Below are 19478 nucleotides of genomic sequence, written 5' to 3'. Positions count from 1 at the left end.
CGGGCGCGCGGGTCAGTGCTCGAGCAGACGGTCCACGCCGTCCAGCACCCGGTCCAGGTCGGGGAGATAGGCGTGCTCCATGCGGGAGGGCGGATAGGGCAGGTGGTAGCCGCCCACGCGCAGCACCGGCGCCTCGAGGTGGTAGAAGCACTGCTCGGAGATGCGGGCGGCGATCTCACCGCCGAGCCCGCCGAGCACGGGGGCCTCGTGGACGATCAGCAGGCGCCCGGTGCGCCGCACCGAGTCCGCGATCGTGGGGTAGTCGACGGGGGCGAGGGAGCGGGCGTCGATCACCTCGAGGTCGAGGCCGTCGGCAGCGGCGGCCTCGGCGCTCTCGAGGACGACGGGCATGCTCGGCCCCCAGGCGAGCACCGTCGCGTCGGTGCCGGGGCGCACCACCTGCGCCTGCCAGGGCGAGAGCTCGGGGCGGTGGTCGGGGTCGACGTCGCCCTTGACCCAGTAGCGCCGCTTGGGCTCGAGCATGATCACGGGATCCTCGGACTCGATCGCCTGGCGGGTCAACCAGTACGCGTCCTGCGCGGTGGAGGGGGCGAGGATCCGCAGGCCCGCGGTGTGGGCGAAGAGCGCCTCAGGGCTCTCGGAGTGGTGCTCGACCGCGCCGATGCCGCCGCCGTGCGGGATCCGGATCACCATCGGCATGTTCACCCGGCCCGAGGTGCGGTTGTGCATCTTCGCGACCTGGGTGGTGATCTGGTTGAAGGCGGGGAAGACGAATCCGTCGAACTGGATCTCGACCACGGGCCGGTAGCCGCGCAGGGCCAGACCCACCGCGGTGCCGACGATCCCGGCCTCCGCGAGCGGAGTGTCGACCACGCGCTGGGAGCCGAACTCGGCGTGGAGCCCGTCGGTGACGCGGAAGACGCCGCCGAGCACGCCGATGTCCTCGCCCATCAGCAGGACCTTGTCGTCGGCGGTCATCGCGTCGCGGAGGCCCGCGGTGATGGCCTTCGCGATCGGGAGGGTCGTGGAGCCGGCTCCCTGGTGCTGCACGGCGCTCATGCGCTCGTCCCCTCCTCGTCCTCGAACTGGGCGACATAGGCGAGGTACTCCTCGCGCTCGGCGTCGACGATCGGGTGGGGCTCGGCGTAGGGGTGGTCGAACATGCGCACCGGGTCGGGGTCCTCCATGCCGTGGATGTGGTGGTGGAGCTGCATCGCGAGGTCGTGCGCCTCCTCGTCGCAGCGGGCGACGAAGGCCTCGTCGATCTCGCCGAGCTGCTCGAGGTGGCGGCGCAGGCGCAGGATCGGGTCCTTCTCCGCCCACTCCTGCTCCTCCGCGGCGGGACGGTAGCGGGAGGCGTCGTCGCTGGTGGTGTGGGCGGCCATGCGGTAGGTGAGGGCCTCGACGAAGACAGGTCCGCCGCCGGAGCGCGCCGAGTCCAGGGCGGTGCGCACGGCGCCGAGCACGGCCAGGACGTCGTTGCCGTCCACGCGCACCGAGGGGATGCCCCAGCCGCGGGAGCGCTGGGCGAGGGGGACGCGGGTCTGGACGGAGGTGGGCACGGAGATCGCCCACTGGTTGTTCTGCGTGTAGAACACGACGGGGGCCTGGAAGGAGGCGGCGAAGGTGAAGGACTCCGAGACCTCCCCCTCGCTCGAGGCGCCGTCGCCGAAGAGGGCGAGGACCGCGGTGTCGGTGGCGCTGTCGCCGGTGCCGACGACGCCGTCGCGCTGCAGGCCCATCGCGTAGCCGACCGCGTGCGGGGCCTGGGAGCCGAGCACGATCATGTACGGGTGGGTGCGCAGCTCGTTGGGGTCCCAGCCGCCGTGGCTGATGCCGCGGAACATCTCCAGCAGGCGCCACGGCTCGATGCCGCGGGCCCAGGCGACGCCGTGCTCGCGATAGGTGGGCACGAGATAGTCCTGCTCGCGGGAGGCGTGGCCGGCCCCGATCTGCGCGGCCTCCTGGCCGAGCGCGCTCGCCCACAGGCCGAGCTGGCCCTGGCGCTGCAGGTTCGTCGCCTCGAGGTCCGCGGCGCGGATCATCACCATGTCGCGGTAGTAGCCGCGCAGCCGCTCGGGGGTGGCGAGCCCCGCCTCCTCGAGCACGGCGTCGAGCTGCTCGTGCGGGGTGCGGGTGCCGTCGGGCCCCAGGAGCTGGACCATCGGCTCCTCGGCCGCGACGTCGGGGATCGTGGATCGGAAGACGCTCACGGGAGCGAGCGTAACCTACGGTGCCGTAAGTTCCAAGGAGGGGACGGCCCGCCCCGCCTCAGCGCCGCCGCGTGCCGAGGGCTGCCCGGGAGCGGCGCAGCGCCCCCTCCCCCGCGTCCGGCAGGGCCGCCGCGAGCGCGATGAGCAGGCAGTCCGCGATCGCGAGCTGGGCGATGCGGGAGGAGGTCGCGCCGGCGCGGAAGGACGGCTCGCGCGAGGCCGTGAGAAGCACCTCGTCCGCGCCGCGCGCGAGCGGGCTCGCCGGGGCGCCGGTGACGGCGAGGGTGGCGGCGCCGGCGGCGGCGGCGAGCTCGAGCGCGTCGAGCACGTCGACGGTGCGCCCGGAGTCCGAGATCGCCACCAGCAGGTCCTCCTCGCCGAGCCCGACGACGGCGGGCAGGGCGTCGTGCGCGCTGGTCAGGGCGTGGGCGGAGAGGCCGAGGCGGGTGAGCTTGTACTGCAGGTCCAGCGCCGCGAGCCCGGAGGCGCCCACCCCGATCAGCAGGATCCGCCGCGCCGCGGCGAGGCGGGCGGCGATCCTCGCGAGCTGCTCCAGGTCGAGCAGGCGCACGGTGTCCCGCACGGCACGAGCATCCGCCGCGGCGATCCGATCGACCGAGACGGACAGCGGGTCGCCCGGGTCGATCTCCAAGGGGAAGGCCAGGTCGCCCTGGTCCCCGACCGCGCGGGCCGTCTCGGCGACGAGCGCGGCGCGCAGCTCCCGGTAGCCGGTCAGCCCGAGCTCGCGGGCGAGGTTCACCACGGAGGACTGCGCACAGCCGGCCGCGCCGGCGAGCTGGTCGATGGTCATCGTCCCCGCGGCGAGGGGATCGGCGAGGATCACCTCCGCGATGCGGCGCTGGACGGGGCGGAGGTCGTCGAGCCGGCCGCGGAGGTCCTGCAGCAGCGCGGCGCTCACCGCCCCTCCTCCGGGACGAGGCGGAGACGGCGGACGGGCAGGCCGTCGGCGGGCGCGGCGTGGGCGGCCGGGCTGCGGTGCGGCGGGGTGAGGGAGCCGAGCACGACGGGGGTACGGGCGCCGGTGTGCGCGGTGCCGTCCGGGAGGGCGAGCGTGCCGGGCAGTCCGTGGGCGCCGTGATGGCCCAGCAGCGCGATCAGCAGCGCCTCCTTGCCGTCGGCGGGAATGTCGAGCTGGTCGGCGTCGAGCAGCGGGAGGGGGTCCAGGTGGGCTCCGAGCCGTGCGCGCAGCAGCGGATTGCGGATCCCGCCGCCGGAGGCGACGACACGGCGGGCTCCGAGCGGGGCGACGGCCCGGGCGATCGTCACGGCGGTGAGCTCGACCAGGGTCGCCAGCAGGTCCGGCAGCGGCAGCGCGGCGAGCGCCTCGTCGCCCAGCACGCGTCGCACGTAGCCGGCGTCGAAGTGCTCCCGTCCGGTCGAGCGCGGGAGGGGGCGGGAGTAGAAGGGCTCGGCGTCGAGCAGCCGTGCGAGGGCTGCGGGGTCGACCACGCCCTGGCGGGCGAGGGCGGCGTCGTGGTCGGCGGGGGCACCGGTCGCGGCGTGGACGGCGGCATCGAGCAGCGCGTTGCCGGCTCCGGTGTCGCCGGCGACGAGCTCCTCGCCGCCGACCAGGGTGAGGTTCGCGATCCCGCCGATGTTCAGCGCCGCCGTCGGCTCCTCATGGCCCAGCAGCAGCTGGTCCAGCAGCGGGGCGAGCGGTGCGCCCTGGCCGCCGGCGGCCACGTCGGCGGCACGCAGGTCGTGCAGGACGGGCAGGCCCGTGGCGGCGGCGAGGCGGGAGGCGTCGCCGATCTGGAGGGTCGCGCCGACGGTGCCGTCCGCGCGCACGTCGTGGTGGAGGGTCTGGCCGTGGGTCGCGACCAGGTCGGCGCCGCCGTGGGCGGCGAGGACCCGTGCGGCGGCCGCGGCGAAGGCCTCGCCGACCGCGGCGTGCAGGCGGTTCCAGGTCGCGACGTCGGCGGGCGCCGGGGACAGCGCGGCGCGCAGGGCGTCCCCCGTCCCCTCGGGCCAGGGCTCCTCGCCGAGGTGGACGAGCCTCGCCTCGAGCACGGAGGGGTCGGCCGGATCGCGGGTGAAGTCCACCAGCGCCACGTCGATCGCGTCCAGGCTGGTGCCGGACATCATCCCGAGCACCCTCATCGCGCTCCCCCGTGGGCGGCGTCGCCGTGCAGGAGCAGGTCGACGACGGCGCGCATCATCGTGCGGCCGCCGCCGTGGGCGAGGACGAGCAGGCGGTGGTCGGGGGCGGCGGCCGGGACGCCGGTGTGCACCACGATCGTGTCGGGGCGCTGCGCGAGGAGCGCGACGAGGCGTCGGCCCTCCTCGGCATCGCTGCGGGGCAGACGGGTCACCGCGAGCACCTGCGCGGCCGGGTCGCCGTGGGAGGACCGCGACGGGAGATCCGGTCCTCCGTGGGGCGAGGGCGGCTCGGGATACGAGGGCGGCTCGGGATACCGGTACTGCTCGGGCCCGCCCTGCTCCGCGGGGTCGGACGCTTCGATCCCGCGCTCGCGCAGCGCCGCGACCAGCTGCTGGGTCCGGGCGCCGGAGGCGTGCTGGGCCCGGTGGCGCAGGTCGAGCACCACCACGGGTCGCCCCTCGAGGCGGGCGTGGCCGTGCCGTGAGCGGACGGCGCGCGCGGCCGCCTCCGCGCCGAGGGCCTCCCCGTGCGCGAGGGCGTCCTCGAGCTCGGGGGCCGGGACGAAGCGGCGCCGGGTGCGCAGGCTGCGCAGCCGCTCCCGGGTGCGCTCGGCGCGCTCGTGCAGCGATCTTCGCGGGATCCGCCCCGAATCGACCGCGGCGAGGATCGCGTCGTGGGCCTCCCGAAGCATCTGCTCGTCGTCCCGGCGCAGCGAGGTCCCCAGGCACAGCAGGTCCGCGCCCGCCTCGAGGGCCCGGACCGCCGCCTCCCCGTACCCGGGGTCCTCGGCGACGGCGGCCATGTCGAGCGCGTCGGTGATGACCAGGCCGTGGAAGGTGCCGCCGACGGCGCGGTCCAGGAGCGGCCGCGACCAGGAGGCGATCGAGGCGGGCCCCTCCCCGAGCGCGGGGACCAGCACGTGCGCGGTCATCACCGCGTCGAGCCAGGGCGCGATCCGCCAGGGTGCGAGATGATCGGCCTCGAACTGCGCCGGGCCGAGGTCGATCCGCGGCAGAGCGGTGTGGGAGTCGGTGGCGGTCGCGCCGTGGCCGGGGAAGTGCTTCGCGCAGGTGCCGATCCCGGCGTCGATCAGCCCGGTCGCGAAGGCGCGGGCGTGCAGGGCGACCCGGTCGGGCTCGTCGCCGTAGGCGCGGGTGCCGATCACGGGGTTCGCGGGATCGGTGGAGACGTCGAGCACCGGGGCGAGGTCCAGGTCGATGTCGCAGGCGGCGAGGAGGTCGCCGAGCGCGCGCCCGGCGTCCCGGGTGAGCTCGGGGTCGTCGGCCTCGCCGAGCGCCCAGGCCGTGGGCAGGGACGAGCCCGTCCGCGCCTGGAGCCGGGTGACGTCCCCGCCCTCCTCGTCGATCGCGACGACGCAGTCCTCGGACCGGGCGTGGAGGGCGCGGGAGAGCTCCCGCGCCGTCGCGGGATCGGGGGTGTTGTGCCCGAAGAGGATCACGGAGGCGAGACCGTCCTCGAGCGCTCCGTCGAGCCAGGCGGGCACCTCGGTGCCGGTGAAGGGGGCCATCAGCACGCCGAGCACGTCGGCGTCGTGGCGGGTCCGGGGCGCCGCCGCGCCCGGCCGGGAAGGGATGCTGGTCATGGTTCAGCCCTTCACGGCGCCGGCGGTGATGCCCTTGGCGAGGTTCCGCTGGACGAGCACGAAGAAGAGCACCACCGGCAGGGCGATGATCGTCGAGGCGGCCATCACCGAGCCCCAGTCGGCGGTGTTCTGGGTGAAGAAGGTCCGCAGCCCCACGCCCACGGTGTACTTCGAGCCGTCCTGCATGAAGGTGAGCGCGAAGATGAACTCGTTCCAGGCGGTGATGAAGGAGAACACCGAGGTCGCCACCAGGCCCGGGGCGACCAGCGGCAGCAGGATCGAGCGGAACATCCGCCACCAGCTCGCCCCGTCCACGTAGGCGGCCTCCTCGAGCTCGCGCGGCACCGCGGCGACGAAGCCGCGCAGGTTCCAGATCGCGAAGGCGAGGGAGAAGCCGAGGTAGACGATGGTCAGGCCCAGCAGCGAGTTGAGCATGCCGAGGGTCCGTGCCTGCAGGAACAGCGGGATCACGAGAGCCTCGAGCGGCACCATCTGCACCATCAGGACCATCACCAGCACCTGGGTGCGCAGCCGGAAGCGGAAGCGGGCGACCGCGACGGCGGCCAGCAGCGCCACCGCGCCCGAGAGCACGACGGTGCCCAGGGCGACGACCAGGGAGACCCGCACGTAGCGCAGGAACCCGGCGTCGACCAGCACGTGCTCGAAGTGCTCGAGGGTGAGGCCGCTGGGCAGCAGGCTCGCCCCGCGGGAGAGCGGGCTGGTGTCCACGGCGGTGGAGAGCATCCAGTAGAAGGGGAAGAGGGTCAGCGCCAGCAGCACGACGACGCCGATCGCCCGGGCCGCAGTGGTGGCGGGGGTCCGACGGTTCACAGCTCCTCCTCCTTCATCAGGGTGCGGATGTAGACCACGGAGATCACCATCAGCAGCGCGGTCAGCAGCACCGCGATGGTGGAGCCCATCCCGTACTCGCCCTGGGCGAAGGACTGGGTGTACGACCAGACGCCGAGGTTCATGACCTCGCGGGTGGAGCCGTCACCGCCGGGCATCAGGAAGATCTGGACGAACACCTTGAAGTCCCAGATCGTCGAGAGGATCACGCACACCGCGATGATCGGGCGCAGGGTGGGCACGGTGACCTGCCAGAAGCGGGTCCAGGCGCCCGCGCCGTCCAGCGCCGCCGCCTCGTACAGCTCGTCCGGCACGGTGGTGAGCCCCGCGAGCATCGTCACGGCGATGAACGGGAAGCCGTGGTAGACGACGTTCAGCGTCGCGATCGCGTAGAAGCTCCACCGGTTGGTGAACCAGTTGACGCTGCCGGCCTCCATCAGCCCGAGCCCGTCGAGGGCCGAGATCACGAGCCCGGACTGGGGGTCGAAGAGCCAGACGAAGATGTAGGTGCCGGTCAGCGCCGGCACCGCCCAGGCGACCATGATCGCGGTGGTGCAGATCGACCGCCAGGCGGTGCCCAGCGTGTTCAGGAACAGCGCCACCACGGTGCCGACGGCCATGGTCAGCACGACGCACACGATCGCGAACCCGACCGTGTTGGGCAGCACGATCTGCCACAGGAACGGGTCGGTGAGGACCTGGACGTAGTTGTCCAGCCCCACGTAGTTGCTGTCCCCGCGCAGGAGGTTCTTCAGCTCGTAGTCCTGCAGGGACAGGTTCAGCACCCGCACCATCGGCCACAGCAGCAGCACGCCCAGCACGATCAGGGCGGGGGCGAGCAGCAGCCAGGGGGCGAGGCCGCGGCGCAGACGGCGGCCCGGCGGGACGGCGCGGCGCTCGAGCGGCGCCGCTCCGTCCTGCCGGTCGCGGAGGTCGGGGGCGGCGGTGCTCATTCGGAGAAGAAGCCGTCCATCTCCTCGGCGGCGGTGTCGGCCGCGTCCTGGACCGCGGTGCCGTCCAGGACGGAGGAGATCATCGTCCCGAGCGTCTTGGCGCCCTCGATCTTGCCCCAGGCCGGGGTGACGGGCACGGACTTGCCGCCCTCGGTCATCTGGGTGGCGAAGACCTTGGTGATCTCGTCGCCGCCGGCGACCACCTCGTCCAGCGCCGCGGTGGTGCCGGGGAAGTAGTTGGTCTCCTCGGCCCAGCGGGTGGCGAAGTCGCCCGTGGTGACGAGCTTGATGAGCTCGAAGGCGAGCTCGGGCTCCGCGGTCTCGGTGAAGCGGCACATCAGCGAGCCGCCGAGGAAGGACGGCGCGACCGCGGAGTCCTTCGCCGGGATCGTGAAGGCGACGAGCTTCTCGGCGAGCTCGGGGTTCTCGGCCTCGATGGTGGCGGGGACCCATGAGCCGGTGATGAACATCGGCACCGTCTCCTGGAGGAAGGCGGCCAGCGAGTCGGTCTCCAGCCAGGTGGTGGCCGCGGAGGTCGAGGCGTCGTGCTTCAGCGCGAGGTCGGTGTACCAGGTCAGGCCCTCGACGGCCTCGGGGCTGTTGATCGCCGCGGTCCAGGTCTCGCCCTCCTGCGTGGCGATCTCGCCGCCGGCGCCCCAGACGAAGGGCATGGCGGAGAAGATGCTGCCGCCGGCGACCGGGAAGGGGATCCAGTCCGGGTCGTGCTCCTTGAGCGTGGTGATCATGGTGAGCAGGTCGTCCCAGCTCTGGGGCTGCTCGGCGACCCCTGCCGCCTCGAGCATCTCGCGGTTGGCGAGGATCGAGCGGACGCCCGCGTACCAGGGCATGCCGTAGGTCCCGCCGTCGAGGCTGCCCGCCTCGACGAGCCCCTCGACGAGGCCGTCGGCGAGGCCGGCGGCCTCGATGTCCTCGGACAGGTCGTCGATGCCGCCCGCGTCGGCGAACTCGGGCACCCAGGTGGTGCCGACCTCGGCGACGTCGGGGCCGGTGCCGCCGGCCATGGCGGTGACGAACTTGTCGTGCGCGCCGTCCCAAGGCTGGACCTGGACGTCGAGGGTGGCGCCCGTGGCCTCGGTGAACGCGGTCTTGAGCTCCTCGATGTAGGCGTCGGCGGAGGCGTTGGTGCCCTCCATCAGCCAGAAGGTGAGGGTCTTGCCCTCCCCGTCGACCTCTCCGCCGGATCCTCCGGAGTCCCCGCCGCAGGCGGCGAGGGCGAGGGCTGCCGAGCCTGCGGCACCGGCGGCCAGGACGTGTCGTCGAGCGATCATGAGGGACTCCTTCGTCGGCTCCCACCCACCGGTGAGAAAACTTCACTTCTCGGTCATGTGTGAGTGAAGTTACCACGTCAGGAGTGAGGTGGAACACCTCGTCGCGGCGCGGCGACGCCCGGCCCTCCGACAGGGGCACAGGCGGCCGAACACGACGCCGCCCCGGTTGCTCGACATCCGGTACCACTTTTCTGGCACCTCCCGTCGAACAACCGGGGCGAGCGGAGCAGATCCGGGCAGGTCCCGCCGTCAGACTCCCGCAGCCGGCGCCGCCGAGCAGTACCGGCCGCCCGGCACCGTCGGGCGGGCGACGCCGAGCAGGACCGGGCGGTCAGGCGCCGGCGGCGACCGCGGATGCCTCCTCGATCGCGGCGGCGAGCGCCTGCGGATCGAGGGCTTCCTGCTCGGCGTCGAGGTCGACCACGGGCAGCGGGCAGTCGCCGAGGTCGTGGATCTCGAGCCGCTCGCCGCCGCGGTTCATCGACTGGTGGGCGATGACGCCGGGCAGCGTGTAGCGGGCGGCCTGCCACGCGTTGACCACGGGCTGGTGCCCGCCGACGACGGCGCGCGCGAAGTCGTCGACGAGGAAGTGGTGGGCACCCTCGTGCCCGTTGGGCATGCCCTGGAACTCGGCGGGCAGGCGCTCCTGGTGGTGGGCGCGGGAGGCGCCGGCGACGAAGGCGTCGCGCAGGGTGGGCGAGACGTCCGCGAGCCGCGGGTCGTCCAGGCTCATGGTGCGGTCGGTGCGGATCAGGTCCGTCACCTCGAGCACGTCCTTCTTGTCGTGCCAGTAGGTGACGTCGATGGTCTCCTCGAAGGAGGAGGCCTCGCCGAAGAAGCGGAAGCGGCTCTCGCGCTTGTGGGAGGGGTAGCCCACGCGGCGCAGCTCGTTGGTGCGGAAGGCGCCGCCGTTGTCCATCCCGAACAGGGCGAAGGCGTTGGAGACGTCGTTGCCGAACATCGAGACGTCCTTGTCGAAGACCCCGTCGCCGCGGGTGTCGGGGCGCCCCAGCGCCGAGACGGAGACGGCGTGCCGCTCCCCCAGCACGCCGAGGATCCCGCCGATGGAGTGGGTGGGGTAGAGCAGCGGCGGGTAGGAGGCGGTGGACTTCCACTGCTCGCCGCCGGAGTACCTGTAGGCGTCGTAGAAGCCGAGGTCCATGTCGTGGACGTAGTCGCCCTCGGCGTAGAACACCTCGCCGAACGCGCCGGAGCGGTGGATGCGCCGGGCGAGGACGACGGCGGCGTTGTACTGGCTGGTCTCGCCCATCATGTAGACGAGCCCCGTGCGCTGCACCTCCTCGGTGATCTGGCGGATCTCGTCCCCCTCGATGGCCATCGGCACCGCGGAGTAGACGTGCTTGCCGGCGCGGAGGGCGGCCAGGGCGTGCTGGCCGTGGGTCCAGCGCTGGGTGAAGATCGCGACGGCGTCGACGTCGGAGGCGAGCAGGTCCTCGAGGGTCTCGTACCGGCCGGCGAAGGCGACCCCTCGCGCCTCGACGGCATCGATCCGCTCGGGGACGGAGTCGACAGCGTAGAGCGCGTCGATGTCGGGATGGGCGGCGAAGAGCTCCGCGAAGTGGGACCCGAACTGGCCGATTCCGACGATGCCCAGCGTGAACGACATATTTCCTCCTTGAAAGTAAGTGTTGGGAGGAACGCTACGGCACGGCGGGGACGGCGGCAAGCCCGGCCCGGCCGACGAGGGCCCCGACGGCGGCCGCGGAGCGGACCGAGCCCGACCGACGGGCTCCGGGGCCGACGGGACAGGGGCTCCTCAGAGCTGGCGCCAGCGCCCCGAGCGCCACACCTCGCGCCACGGCGGGACCTCGCGACCCTGCACGGCCATCCGTCGGCGCAGGTTCCGACGGGTCATCAGCATCCCGACCACCCCGATCGCGAGCAGCGGGAGCTGAACGGCGAAGGCGAGGCGGAAGGAGGCCAGGTCGTACTCCCCGTCGGGGCGCAGCAGGTCCAGCACCACGCCGATCAGGAGGATCGCGACGAGGGCGCCGATGAAGCCGCCCATGATCACAGCGCCGGTCGCGGTGCCGAGCCGGTGCTTGGCCAGGTCCGTGCGAGGGAAGTCGAAGCCGACGGAGCTCGCGGGGCCGCCGATCGAGAAGCCCGAGACCAGCACGATCAGCAGCCACATCGGGGCGTTGCCCGGCCACAGCACGAGCGCGAGCAGCGGCACCACGATCGTCGCGACGATCAGCAGCACCAGCGTGGAGCGGCGCAGCGGGTGCCGCTGGGTGAGCGCGCCGATCAGCGGACCGCCGACGATCGCGACGACCACCAGCACGGTCATCACCGCGGAGGCGGCGGGGCGGCTGAGCCCCTCCCCCGCGGTGAGATACGGGTAGCCCCACATCATCGAGAACGCGATGCCGGGGAACCCGGCCGTGAAGTGGGTGAAGAAGCCCAGCTGCGTCGAGGGGTGGCGCACGATCCGCCCCAGCACCACGGGGATCCGTCGGAGGTCCTGCTTCACCGTCGGCCGCGACATCCCCGGCGGCGTCGCGCGGACGACGAGGAGCACCAGCCCGGCGGCGATCGCGCTGAGCGCCGCGGCGGAGGAGAAGGCGGGCGTCCAGCCGGCCACGCTCAGCACGGCCACGAAGGGGACGGCGGAGAGAATCTGCCCGACCTGGCCGAGGATGCCGGTGAGCTGGGTCAGCAGCGGCACGCGTCCGGGCGGGAACCAGGCCGGGACCAGCCGGATCGCGCTCGCGAAGGTCAGCGCATCGCCTGCGCCGAGCACGATGCGGGCGATCATCGCCACGCCCACGGTCTCGGTCTGGGACATGAGCACCTGGCCGAGCGCCATCAGCACGGCGCCGGCGGTGAGGGTGACGCGGGAGCCGTAGCGGTCCAGCAGCACGCCGGCGGGGATCTGGGCGAGGGCGTAGACGCCGAGCTGGAGCACCACGAAGGTCGACACGATGGTCGCCGAGGCCCCGAACCGGTCCGCGGCCTCGAGCCCGGCGACGCCCATCGTGGTGCGCTGCAGCACGGCGATCGAATAGGCGGTGACCGCCGCGATCCAGACCGCGTAGGCGCGGGGGCCGCCGAGGGCGGCAGCGGGGACAGGGACGGCGGGGGCGGCCATGGGGTCCTTCGTGCGAGGAGGTGCGGGGCGACGTGCAGTCGGACCGGACGCCTCGGGCGCCCGTCCCGCAGCGGCAGGGGCCCGACCGCTCTCAAGACTATCGGCGGCGACCGTGGGGCCGGTAGTGATGTCCGCCCCTCCCCCGCATCACCGGGGGCGTCCGTCGGCCGAGCCCGGGTCGCCGGCCGGACGCGGCGCGCAGCACGGCCGGGGCTGGGCTATGGTGCCGCCATGCGCGCCGCGACGATCAGCTGGTGGGCCGCCTGATGGCGGTCCCCTGTCGCATGCGCTGACACCGAAGCCGCCCGTCACCCGGGCGGCTTCTCGTCTCTGCGAGCCTCCCGGTCCGGGCCCGATCACGGGAGGTTCCCATGCCCAGCACCACCGCACCCGCCGCCCCTGTCGTCGACGGGGCTCCCGCCCCGCGCACCCTCGCCGAGGCCGCGGCGCTCACCCGCTCCCCCGCCTTCGCCGGGAACACCGGCGGTCGCTTCGGCGACCACGGCGGCGCGATCCTGCCGCCGCCGCTCGTGGAGCCGATGGCGGAGGTCGCCGCCGCCTACGAGGAGGCCCGGCACGACGAGGAGTTCTTCGCGGAGTACTCGCGCCTGCTGCGCGAGGTCGTCGGCCGACCCTCCCCGATCACGAGCGCTGACCGGCTCTCCGACCAGCTCGGCGGGGCCCGGATCCTGCTCAAGCGCGAGGACCTCAACCACACCGGCGCCCACAAGATCAACCACACGATCGGCGAGGCGCTGCTGGCGAAGCGGATGGGCAAGCGCACCCTGATCGCCGAGACCGGTGCCGGCCAGCATGGGGTCGCGCTCGCGACCGCCGCGGCGCTCGTCGGCCTGGAGTGCGAGATCCACATGGGCGCGGTCGACGTCGCCAAGCAGCGCCCGAACGTGGTGCGCATGCGCCTGCTGGGCGCGAAGGTGGTCGCGGTGGAGACGGGCCAGGCCACCCTGAAGGAGGCGGTCGACTCCGCCTTCGACGTCTACGCCGCGGATCCCGAGCGGTACCTCTTCGCGATCGGGTCCGTGGTGGGCCCGGCGCCCTTCCCGGACATGGTGCGCGACTTCCAGTCCGTCGTGGGGCGCGAGTCCCGTGCCCAGCACCTCGCCGCGCACGGCCGCCTGCCGGGCGCGGTCATCGCCTGCGTGGGCGGCGGCTCGAACGCGATCGGCGCCTTCGCCGCCTATCTCGAGGACGAGGAGGTGCGGCTGATCGGGGTCGAGCCCGGCGGGCAGGGCGACGAGCCGGGCCGCCACGCCGCGACGATGACCTTCGGCCGCCCCGGCATGCTGCACGGGATGGAGACCCTCGTCCTGCAGGACGAGGACGGCGAGCCCGGCGAGGTCCACTCGATCGCCTCGGGCCTGGACTACCCCGGCGTCGGACCGCAGCACGTGCATCTGCGGGAGCTGGGCCGCGTCGAGTACGCGCGCGAGGGAGACGAGGCAGTGCTCGATGCCTTCCGTCTGCTCAGCCGCACCGAGGGGATCATCCCCGCGCTCGAGTCCGCCCATGCCCTCGCCCATGCGATCCGGATCGCGCCGACGTTGGGCCGTGAGACGCACCTGCTGGTGAACCTCTCCGGGCGCGGCGACAAGGACATCGACTACGTCGCCGAGCAGATCGGGATGACCGGGGAGGCCGACGCCTTCGTGCGGTGACCCGCTGGTCACCGCGGATGTCCCCTTGCCGCCGGGCCGCGGCGGTGCTTGGCTCGTGGGCATGCACCCCCTCGCGAGGCACCGCTGCCTGGCCCATCTCACCGACTGCGCCGGCTGTCTCGGGATCGCCGTGTCGATGTTCCCGCTCGGCGCGGTGATCGTCCGGACCACGGACCTGGCGTCCAGGCCGTGGTTCGGGCACGTCGTCCGGACCCCGGAGCCCGTCGGCGTCTGAGGCGCCGCCCGCCCGGCAGACCTGCCGGGCGCCGTGCGGCCGGTCCCGCGCGCCCGGCGGAGGCTCAGCCCGCGATCCACTCCCCCGCGATGGCGAGCAGGCGGTCGTTCGCCTCCTCCTCCGCGATGGTGGCGCGCACCCCGTCGGTGCCGTAGGCACGCAGCACGAGGCCGCGGGCGTCGGCGAACTCGGCGAACTCCCCCGAGCGCTCCCCGAGCGGGAAGTAGACGAAGTTGCCCTGGCTCGCGGGCAGCTCCCAGCCCTGCTCGCGCAGTCCGGCCATCACTCGCGAGCGCTCAGAGCGGATCCGCTCCGCGCGGCGCTCCAGCTCCTCGGCCGCCTCCGGGGCGAGCGAGGCGAGCGCCGCGGCCTGGGCGGGGGCCCCGGCGCCGAAGGGCACGGTGACCTGGCCGAGCGCCCGGGCGAGCCGCGGATGGGCGACGGCGTAGCCGATGCGCAGCCCGGCCAGGCCCTGGAGCTTCGAGAAGGTGCGCAGCAGCACCACGTTGCCGTGGCGGCGGAAGATCCCGGCGGTGCCGAGCACGGTCGCGGGGTCGTGGAACTCGCGGTAGGCCTCGTCGATCGCGACGACGACGTCCTCGGGGACCCGGGCGAGGAAGTCCTCGACCTGCTCGGTGGACAGCGAGGGGCCGGTGGGATTGTTCGGGGTGCACAGCAGCACCAGGCGGGTGCGCTCGGTGACCGCCGCGGCCATCGCCTCGAGGTCGTGATCGCCCGCGGCGGTCAGCGGCACGGGCACGGGGGTGCCTCCGTGGGAGCCGACGAGGATCGGGTACGCCTCGAAGGAGCGCCAGGCGAAGACGACCTCGTCCCCCTCGCCGACCACCGCGCGCACGAGATCGCCGGAGACCGCGACGGAGCCGGTGGACAGCGCGATCTGCGCCGGGTCCACGCCGTGCTTCTGCCCGAGCGCGGCGCGCAGCTGCTGCGCGGAGGCGTCGGGGTAGCGGTTCGAGGACTCCATCGCGGCGACCGCGGCATCGCGCACCGAGGGGATCGGCGGCAGGTGCGACTCGTTCGAGGAGACCTTGTAGCGGTGGATGCCGTCGTCGGCCGCGGGCTTCCCGGCGATGTAGGCGGGCAGGTTCTCGAGCGCGGGGCGCAGACGGATCGTCTCGGCGGGCTGGTCGGGGTGGGCGGCGGGATCGGACATGTCGCCAGGGTATGCCCGGCGCCGCGGACCGAGCAGGGGCGTCCGGGGCGCCTCTCACTCCCCCCAGCATGCGGCGGATCTCCCCCACGATCAGCTCCGGCTCGGTCGCGGCGATGACGTGGCCCGAGTCCTCCGCGGCCACGAACCGCCCGCCCCGCGGGAGTGGAGATGCAGGGCGCGGCCCTCGGGCGTGCGCACGGACTCGGGCGTGCGCACGGAGGAGTCCTGTCGCATGCGGACAGCGTGACAGTGCTCCCCCGAGAGGCCACGGGGGCTCTCCCCCATGCACCGCCGAGGCATTGCGAGGACAATGGCCCCATGCGATTCCTCGGACACCTCATCGTCACCGGCCTCGCGCTGTGGGTCACGGCCCTGATCCTGCCCGGCATGCATCTGGGCGACGACTCGGCGACCCTGCTCAGCCAGGTCCTCACGATCGGCGCGATCGCGCTCATCCTCGCGCTGATCAACACCATCGTGAAGCCCCTGCTGTCGTTCCTGGCCTTCCCCATCACCTGTCTGACGCTGGGGCTGTTCCAGCTGGTGATCAACACGCTGATGCTGCTGCTGGCCGGATGGGTGTCGGGACTGGTGGGCCTGACCCTCGAGTTCGACACCTTCTGGTGGGCGCTGCTGGCCGGCGTGATCATCGGGATCCTCTCGGGGATCGTCGAGGCCGTCACCGGGCTCGGCGAGGGCGACCGCGAGCGGGCCTGATCCCGGATCGCGCCCGACGCGCCGTCGGCCGCCCGGTGCGCCCGCCGGCCGTCGGCCCCGCGCCGGATGCCGCGCGCCCGCCCCGGCCCCGCGCCCGCCCGTCGGCCCCGACGGCGCGGGCGCGCACGATTCTGGGAGAATGACCGCCATGGCTCACTCCTTCGCGGACATCACTCCCCCGATCGCCCTCACCCCGCTCGACGGCCGCTACCGCGGCCAGGTCGCGCCGCTGGTCGACCATCTCTCCGAGGCGGCGCTGAACCGCTCCCGCCTGGTGGTGGAGACCGAGTGGATGATCCACCTGCTGGACGGCGAGGTGATCCCCGGTCTTCGCACCCTGACCGATGACGAGCGGACGCTGCTGCGCGCGATCCCGGAGGACTTCGGCGCCGACGGCATCGCCGAGCACGCCGAGATCGAGCGGGAGACCGTCCACGACGTCAAGGCGATCGAGTACTACATCAAGCGCCGCCTGGCCGGCACCTCCCTCGAGCCGCTCGCCGAGGTCGTGCACATCTACTGCACCAGCGAGGACGTCAACAACCTCGCCTACGCGCTGATGATCCGCGGGGCCGTGCACGAGGTGTGGCTGCCCGCCTTCGAGGCACTGATCGACGACCTCGAGGCCCTCGCCCGCGAGACCGCCGAGGTGCCGATGCTCTCGCGCACCCACGGCCAGGCCGCGACCCCCACCACCCTCGGCAAGGAGATGGCGGTCTTCGCGCACCGCCTGGGCCGCCAGGCCCGCCGCATCCCCGCGAACCAGATGCTCGGCAAGATCAACGGCGCGACCGGCACCTACGCCGCGCACGCCGTGTCCGTGCCGGGCGCGGACTGGGAGCGCATCGCGCGCACCTTCGTGGAGCACCTGGGCCTGACCTGGAACCCGCTGACCACGCAGATCGAGTCCCACGACTGGCAGGCGGAGGTCTACGCCGACATCGCCCGCGCCGGCCGGATCCTGCACAACCTCGCCACCGACGTGTGGACCTACATCTCGCTGGGCTACTTCCGCCAGCGTCTGTCCGCGCAGGGCGGCACCGGCTCCTCGACCATGCCCCACAAGGTCAACCCCATCCGCTTCGAGAACGCGGAGGCGAACCTCGAGGTCTCCGGCGCGCTGTTGGACGTGCTCTCCCAGACCCTGGTCACCTCGCGCCTGCAGCGCGACCTCACCGACTCGACCACGCAGCGCAACGTCGGGCCGGCGCTGGGCCACTCGCTGCTCGCGATCGCGAACATCCGCAAGGGCCTGGCGGGCCTGGACGTCGACGCCGACGCGATGGCCGCGGACCTCGAGGGCAACTGGGAGGTGCTCGGCGAGGCGGTGCAGTCCGTGATGCGCACCCTGGGCGTGCAGGGCCACGAGGGCCTGGACAACCCCTACGAGCGGCTGAAGGACCTCACCCGCGGCCACCGCGTGGACGGGGAGGGGATGCGCGAGTTCATCTCCTCGCTCGGCCTTCCCGAGGCGGAGCAGGAGCGGCTGCTGGCCCTGACCCCGCAGACCTACGTGGGCCTCGCCGCCGAGCTCGTCGGCCACCTGGACGACCAGCGCGGCTGACGCGCCCCGCACGGCCGACGACCCCTCCTGCTCGGGCGAGCTGGAGGGGTCGTCCTGGTTCCGGCGGACGGGGCCCGGGTCGGGCCGGCCCGTCGGCCGCGCCGGGTCAGCCGATCGCGCGGGGGCGCAGGTCCAGGCTCGTCACCACTGCGTCCTCCGGGGCGCGCAGCACGAAGCCGATCGCCGCGGCGACCGTGGCCGGACGCAGGTACTGCTCGGCCTCGTAGGCGCCCTGCTCGGCGGCGCGCAGCTCGTGCTGCATCTCGGTGTCGACCCGGCCGGGGTGGACCGAGCTGACCCGCACGCCCGCGGCGAGCTCCTCCTGGCGCAGCGCGTCGGCCCAGGCGCGCAGCGCGAACTTCGAGGCGGAGTAGGCGCCGCGGTCCCCCTTCGCGGCGTAGCCGGAGCCCGAGTTCACGGCGACGACGGTGCCGCGCGCCGCGCGCAGCGCGGGCAGCAGGCGCCGGGTCAGCTCCGAGACGGCGGTGACGTTGACCGCGAAGTTCCGCTCCCAGTCCGCGGGCGTCAGCTCCTCGACGGAGCCGTTGACCAGGATCCCGGCGGAGTGGACGAGGCCCGCGAGTCCTTCCTCGAGGGCGAGGCCGGTCAGCGCCCGGTCGAGATCGGCGGGGTCGGTGAGCTCGGCGACGAAGGGCTCGGCCGACGGGAGCTCGGCGGCGAGCGCGGCGAGCGCCTGCTCGTCCCGCCCGCCCAGCAGCAGGTGGTGGTCGGCGGCCAGCTCGTGCGCGACGGCGCGGCCGATCCCCCGGTTCGCGCCCGTGACCAGGACGACGGGACGGGAGGTGCGGGCAGCGGGATGCGAGGCAGTCATGGGATCGAGTCTGGCACGGAGCCGGGGTGAGAGCATGTGCGCGTGGAGACGTGGAGACCGAGCCCGGCCTGGCTGCGCGCCGAGGTGCTGATCGTGCTGGCGCTCTCGCTGGGGCGCAGCGCCGTGTACTCGCTGATCGCGCTGGCCCAGGCCCTCACCGCCGGCCCCCTCTCCGGCCAGTCGACCTCGCTGAACTCCTCGCTGCGGGAGGATGCGTGGCTGGACCTGCTGTACCAGCTGCTCTCGATCGCCTTCGCCCTGGTGCCGGTCGTGCTGGTGGTGCTGCTGCTGGCCGCGACCGCGGGCTCGCTGCACCAGGCGCTCGGCGACCTCGGGCTGGACCTCGCCAGGCCGCTGCGGGACCTGGGCCACGGGCTGCTGCTCACCGCCGCGATCGGGGTGCCGGGGCTGGCCGTCTACTACCTGGGCCGGGCTCTGGGCGCGACCGTGGAGGTGATCCCGGCGACGCTCGCGACCCACTGGTGGACCACCCCGGTGCTGATCCTCCACGCGCTGAAGAACGCGCTGCTCGAGGAGGTGATCGTGGTCGGCTACCTCTACCAGCGCCTCGAACGGCTCGGCTGGTCGCCGGGGCGGATCCTGCTCGCCTCGGCCCTGCTGCGCGGCGCGTACCACACCTATCAGGGGGTGGGCCCGGGGCTCGCGAACCTGGTGATGGGGCTGGTGTTCGGCGAGTGGTACCGACGCACCCGTCGGACGATGCCGCTGGTCGTGGCGCACACCCTCCTCGACGTGGCCGCGTTCGTGGGCTACGCGCTGCTGAAGGACGTGCTGCCGCTCTGAGGGAGGCGCCTCAGAGGATGAAGGCCTCGCCCTCGCCGTCGGACTCGATCGGCAGCCCGGACTCGAACCACTGGTCCATGCCGCCGCCGACGTTGATCGCGTCGAACCCGTTGGCGTTCAGCCACTGCGCGACCTGGAAGGAGCGTCCGCCGCTGCGGCAGACGATGTACAGGTCCTCGTCCGTCTCCGGGAGCTGCTCGAGGTTCTGCAGGAGCGTGCTCGCCGGGAGGTGCTGGGCGGTGGGGGCGTGCCCGGCATCCCATTCGGCCTGCTCGCGCACGTCGATGAGATGCGCACCCTCGGGCACGTCCTGCGGGGCGACGGTCTGCATGTCCATCGCCCCAGCCTAACGGCCGTGCCCCGCCCCGCGGGAA

17 protein-coding genes are annotated in these 19478 nt (G+C 73.4%); 4 read left to right on the top strand and 13 right to left on the bottom strand.

All coding sequences use genetic code 11. The annotated features are described in order from the left end of the window. Nucleotides 1-12: 12 nt before the first annotated feature. From DS079_RS10665 to DS079_RS10620, 10 genes are all read right to left on the bottom strand, one after another. Nucleotides 13-1020, bottom strand: a complete 1008-nt coding sequence (locus DS079_RS10665; RefSeq protein ID WP_126987428.1) for an alpha-ketoacid dehydrogenase subunit beta — start codon at nt 1018-1020, stop codon at nt 13-15. Further along, nucleotides 1017-2126: a thiamine pyrophosphate-dependent dehydrogenase E1 component subunit alpha gene (locus DS079_RS10660; RefSeq protein ID WP_126987780.1), complete on the bottom strand. Its 1110-nt coding sequence runs from the start codon at nt 2124-2126 to the stop codon at nt 1017-1019. Before DS079_RS10660 ends, DS079_RS10665 begins: the two co-directional genes overlap by 4 nt. 106 nt (nt 2127-2232) lie before the next feature. Next, on the bottom strand, nt 2233-3093 hold the full coding sequence (locus tag DS079_RS10655) for a MurR/RpiR family transcriptional regulator (protein WP_126987425.1): 861 nt from the start codon (nt 3091-3093) through the stop codon (nt 2233-2235). Further along, on the bottom strand, nt 3090-4295 hold the full coding sequence (locus DS079_RS10650) for an anhydro-N-acetylmuramic acid kinase (protein ID WP_126987422.1): 1206 nt from the start codon (nt 4293-4295) through the stop codon (nt 3090-3092). The genes DS079_RS10655 and DS079_RS10650 overlap by 4 nt, the downstream gene beginning before the upstream one ends. After that, a complete protein-coding gene (locus DS079_RS10645; protein ID WP_126987419.1) occupies nt 4292-5899 on the bottom strand; it encodes a glycoside hydrolase family 3 N-terminal domain-containing protein in 1608 nt (535 codons plus the stop codon). The genes DS079_RS10650 and DS079_RS10645 overlap by 4 nt, the downstream gene beginning before the upstream one ends. Nucleotides 5900-5902: 3 nt before the next feature. Continuing rightward, nucleotides 5903-6730: a carbohydrate ABC transporter permease gene (locus tag DS079_RS10640; RefSeq protein WP_126987416.1), complete on the bottom strand. Its 828-nt coding sequence runs from the start codon at nt 6728-6730 to the stop codon at nt 5903-5905. Continuing rightward, the gene (locus DS079_RS10635) at nt 6727-7701 is read right to left on the bottom strand and encodes a carbohydrate ABC transporter permease (protein ID WP_126987413.1); all 975 of its coding nucleotides are present in this window, start codon (nt 7699-7701) and stop codon (nt 6727-6729) included. The genes DS079_RS10640 and DS079_RS10635 overlap by 4 nt, the downstream gene beginning before the upstream one ends. Then, the gene (locus DS079_RS10630) at nt 7698-8990 is read right to left on the bottom strand and encodes a sugar ABC transporter substrate-binding protein (RefSeq protein WP_126987410.1); all 1293 of its coding nucleotides are present in this window, start codon (nt 8988-8990) and stop codon (nt 7698-7700) included. Before DS079_RS10630 ends, DS079_RS10635 begins: the two co-directional genes overlap by 4 nt. Before the next feature lie 331 nt (nt 8991-9321). Further along, the gene (locus DS079_RS10625; RefSeq protein ID WP_126987407.1) at nt 9322-10617 is read right to left on the bottom strand and encodes a Gfo/Idh/MocA family protein; all 1296 of its coding nucleotides are present in this window, start codon (nt 10615-10617) and stop codon (nt 9322-9324) included. A 150-nt stretch (nt 10618-10767) separates the two neighbouring features. Then, the gene (locus DS079_RS10620; protein WP_126987404.1) at nt 10768-12102 is read right to left on the bottom strand and encodes an MFS transporter; all 1335 of its coding nucleotides are present in this window, start codon (nt 12100-12102) and stop codon (nt 10768-10770) included. 371 nt (nt 12103-12473) lie between these two features. Between DS079_RS10620 and trpB the strand changes: the two genes are divergently transcribed. Then, entirely contained in the window at nt 12474-13778 is a 1305-nt protein-coding gene (gene trpB / locus DS079_RS10615; RefSeq protein WP_126987402.1) for a tryptophan synthase subunit beta, read from the top strand. 299 nt (nt 13779-14077) lie between these two features. Here the strand turns inward: trpB and DS079_RS10610 are convergent, their stop codons facing one another. Next, nucleotides 14078-15187, bottom strand: coding sequence for a histidinol-phosphate transaminase (locus DS079_RS10610; RefSeq protein ID WP_126987399.1), 1110 nt, complete (start codon nt 15185-15187; stop codon nt 14078-14080). 318 nt (nt 15188-15505) lie between these two features. On the opposite strand from DS079_RS10610, the gene DS079_RS10605 reads away from it, so the two are divergent. Continuing rightward, nucleotides 15506-15904, top strand: coding sequence for a phage holin family protein (locus DS079_RS10605; RefSeq protein ID WP_053918306.1), 399 nt, complete (start codon nt 15506-15508; stop codon nt 15902-15904). A gap of 148 nt (nt 15905-16052) precedes the next feature. Continuing rightward, on the top strand, nt 16053-17468 hold the full coding sequence (gene purB, locus DS079_RS10600; RefSeq protein WP_126987396.1) for an adenylosuccinate lyase: 1416 nt from the start codon (nt 16053-16055) through the stop codon (nt 17466-17468). A 106-nt stretch (nt 17469-17574) separates the two neighbouring features. Here the strand turns inward: purB and DS079_RS10595 are convergent, their stop codons facing one another. Beyond that, nucleotides 17575-18300: an SDR family oxidoreductase gene (locus DS079_RS10595; RefSeq protein WP_126987393.1), complete on the bottom strand. Its 726-nt coding sequence runs from the start codon at nt 18298-18300 to the stop codon at nt 17575-17577. Between the two features lie 36 nt (nt 18301-18336). Here DS079_RS10595 and DS079_RS10590 point away from each other — a divergent pair, with 36 nt between their 5' ends. Next, the gene (locus DS079_RS10590; protein WP_164736205.1) at nt 18337-19104 is read left to right on the top strand and encodes a CPBP family intramembrane glutamic endopeptidase; all 768 of its coding nucleotides are present in this window, start codon (nt 18337-18339) and stop codon (nt 19102-19104) included. Between the two features lie 10 nt (nt 19105-19114). Here the strand turns inward: DS079_RS10590 and DS079_RS10585 are convergent, their stop codons facing one another. Further along, nucleotides 19115-19441, bottom strand: a complete 327-nt coding sequence (locus DS079_RS10585; protein WP_010549566.1) for a rhodanese-like domain-containing protein — start codon at nt 19439-19441, stop codon at nt 19115-19117. Nucleotides 19442-19478: the final 37 nt, after the last annotated feature.

Source organism: Brachybacterium paraconglomeratum, assembly GCF_003994255.1.
Lineage (GTDB): Bacteria > Actinomycetota > Actinomycetes > Actinomycetales > Dermabacteraceae > Brachybacterium > Brachybacterium conglomeratum.
Note: the sequence above shows the minus strand (reverse complement) of the source record. Positions and strands in the feature narration are given on the sequence as shown.

Bases quoted from the DNA above. Each gene is read 5' to 3' on its own strand.
- DS079_RS10665 (WP_126987428.1), bottom strand. From the start codon at position 1,020: ATGAGCGCCGTGCAGCACCAGGGAGCCGGCTCCACGACCCTCCCGATC.
- DS079_RS10660 (WP_126987780.1), bottom strand. From the start codon at position 2,126: ATGGTCCAGCTCCTGGGGCCCGACGGCACCCGCACCCCGCACGAGCAG.
- DS079_RS10650 (WP_126987422.1), bottom strand. From the start codon at position 4,295: ATGAGGGTGCTCGGGATGATGTCCGGCACCAGCCTGGACGCGATCGAC.
- DS079_RS10645 (WP_126987419.1), bottom strand. From the start codon at position 5,899: ATGACCAGCATCCCTTCCCGGCCGGGCGCGGCGGCGCCCCGGACCCGC.
- DS079_RS10635 (WP_126987413.1), bottom strand. From the start codon at position 7,701: ATGAGCACCGCCGCCCCCGACCTCCGCGACCGGCAGGACGGAGCGGCG.
- DS079_RS10630 (WP_126987410.1), bottom strand. From the start codon at position 8,990: ATGATCGCTCGACGACACGTCCTGGCCGCCGGTGCCGCAGGCTCGGCA.
- DS079_RS10625 (WP_126987407.1), bottom strand. From the start codon at position 10,617: ATGTCGTTCACGCTGGGCATCGTCGGAATCGGCCAGTTCGGGTCCCAC.
- DS079_RS10620 (WP_126987404.1), bottom strand. From the start codon at position 12,102: ATGGCCGCCCCCGCCGTCCCTGTCCCCGCTGCCGCCCTCGGCGGCCCC.
- trpB (WP_126987402.1), top strand. From the start codon at position 12,474: ATGCCCAGCACCACCGCACCCGCCGCCCCTGTCGTCGACGGGGCTCCC.
- DS079_RS10610 (WP_126987399.1), bottom strand. From the start codon at position 15,187: ATGTCCGATCCCGCCGCCCACCCCGACCAGCCCGCCGAGACGATCCGT.
- DS079_RS10605 (WP_053918306.1), top strand. From the start codon at position 15,506: ATGCGATTCCTCGGACACCTCATCGTCACCGGCCTCGCGCTGTGGGTC.
- purB (WP_126987396.1), top strand. From the start codon at position 16,053: ATGGCTCACTCCTTCGCGGACATCACTCCCCCGATCGCCCTCACCCCG.
- DS079_RS10595 (WP_126987393.1), bottom strand. From the start codon at position 18,300: ATGACTGCCTCGCATCCCGCTGCCCGCACCTCCCGTCCCGTCGTCCTG.
- DS079_RS10585 (WP_010549566.1), bottom strand. From the start codon at position 19,441: ATGGACATGCAGACCGTCGCCCCGCAGGACGTGCCCGAGGGTGCGCAT.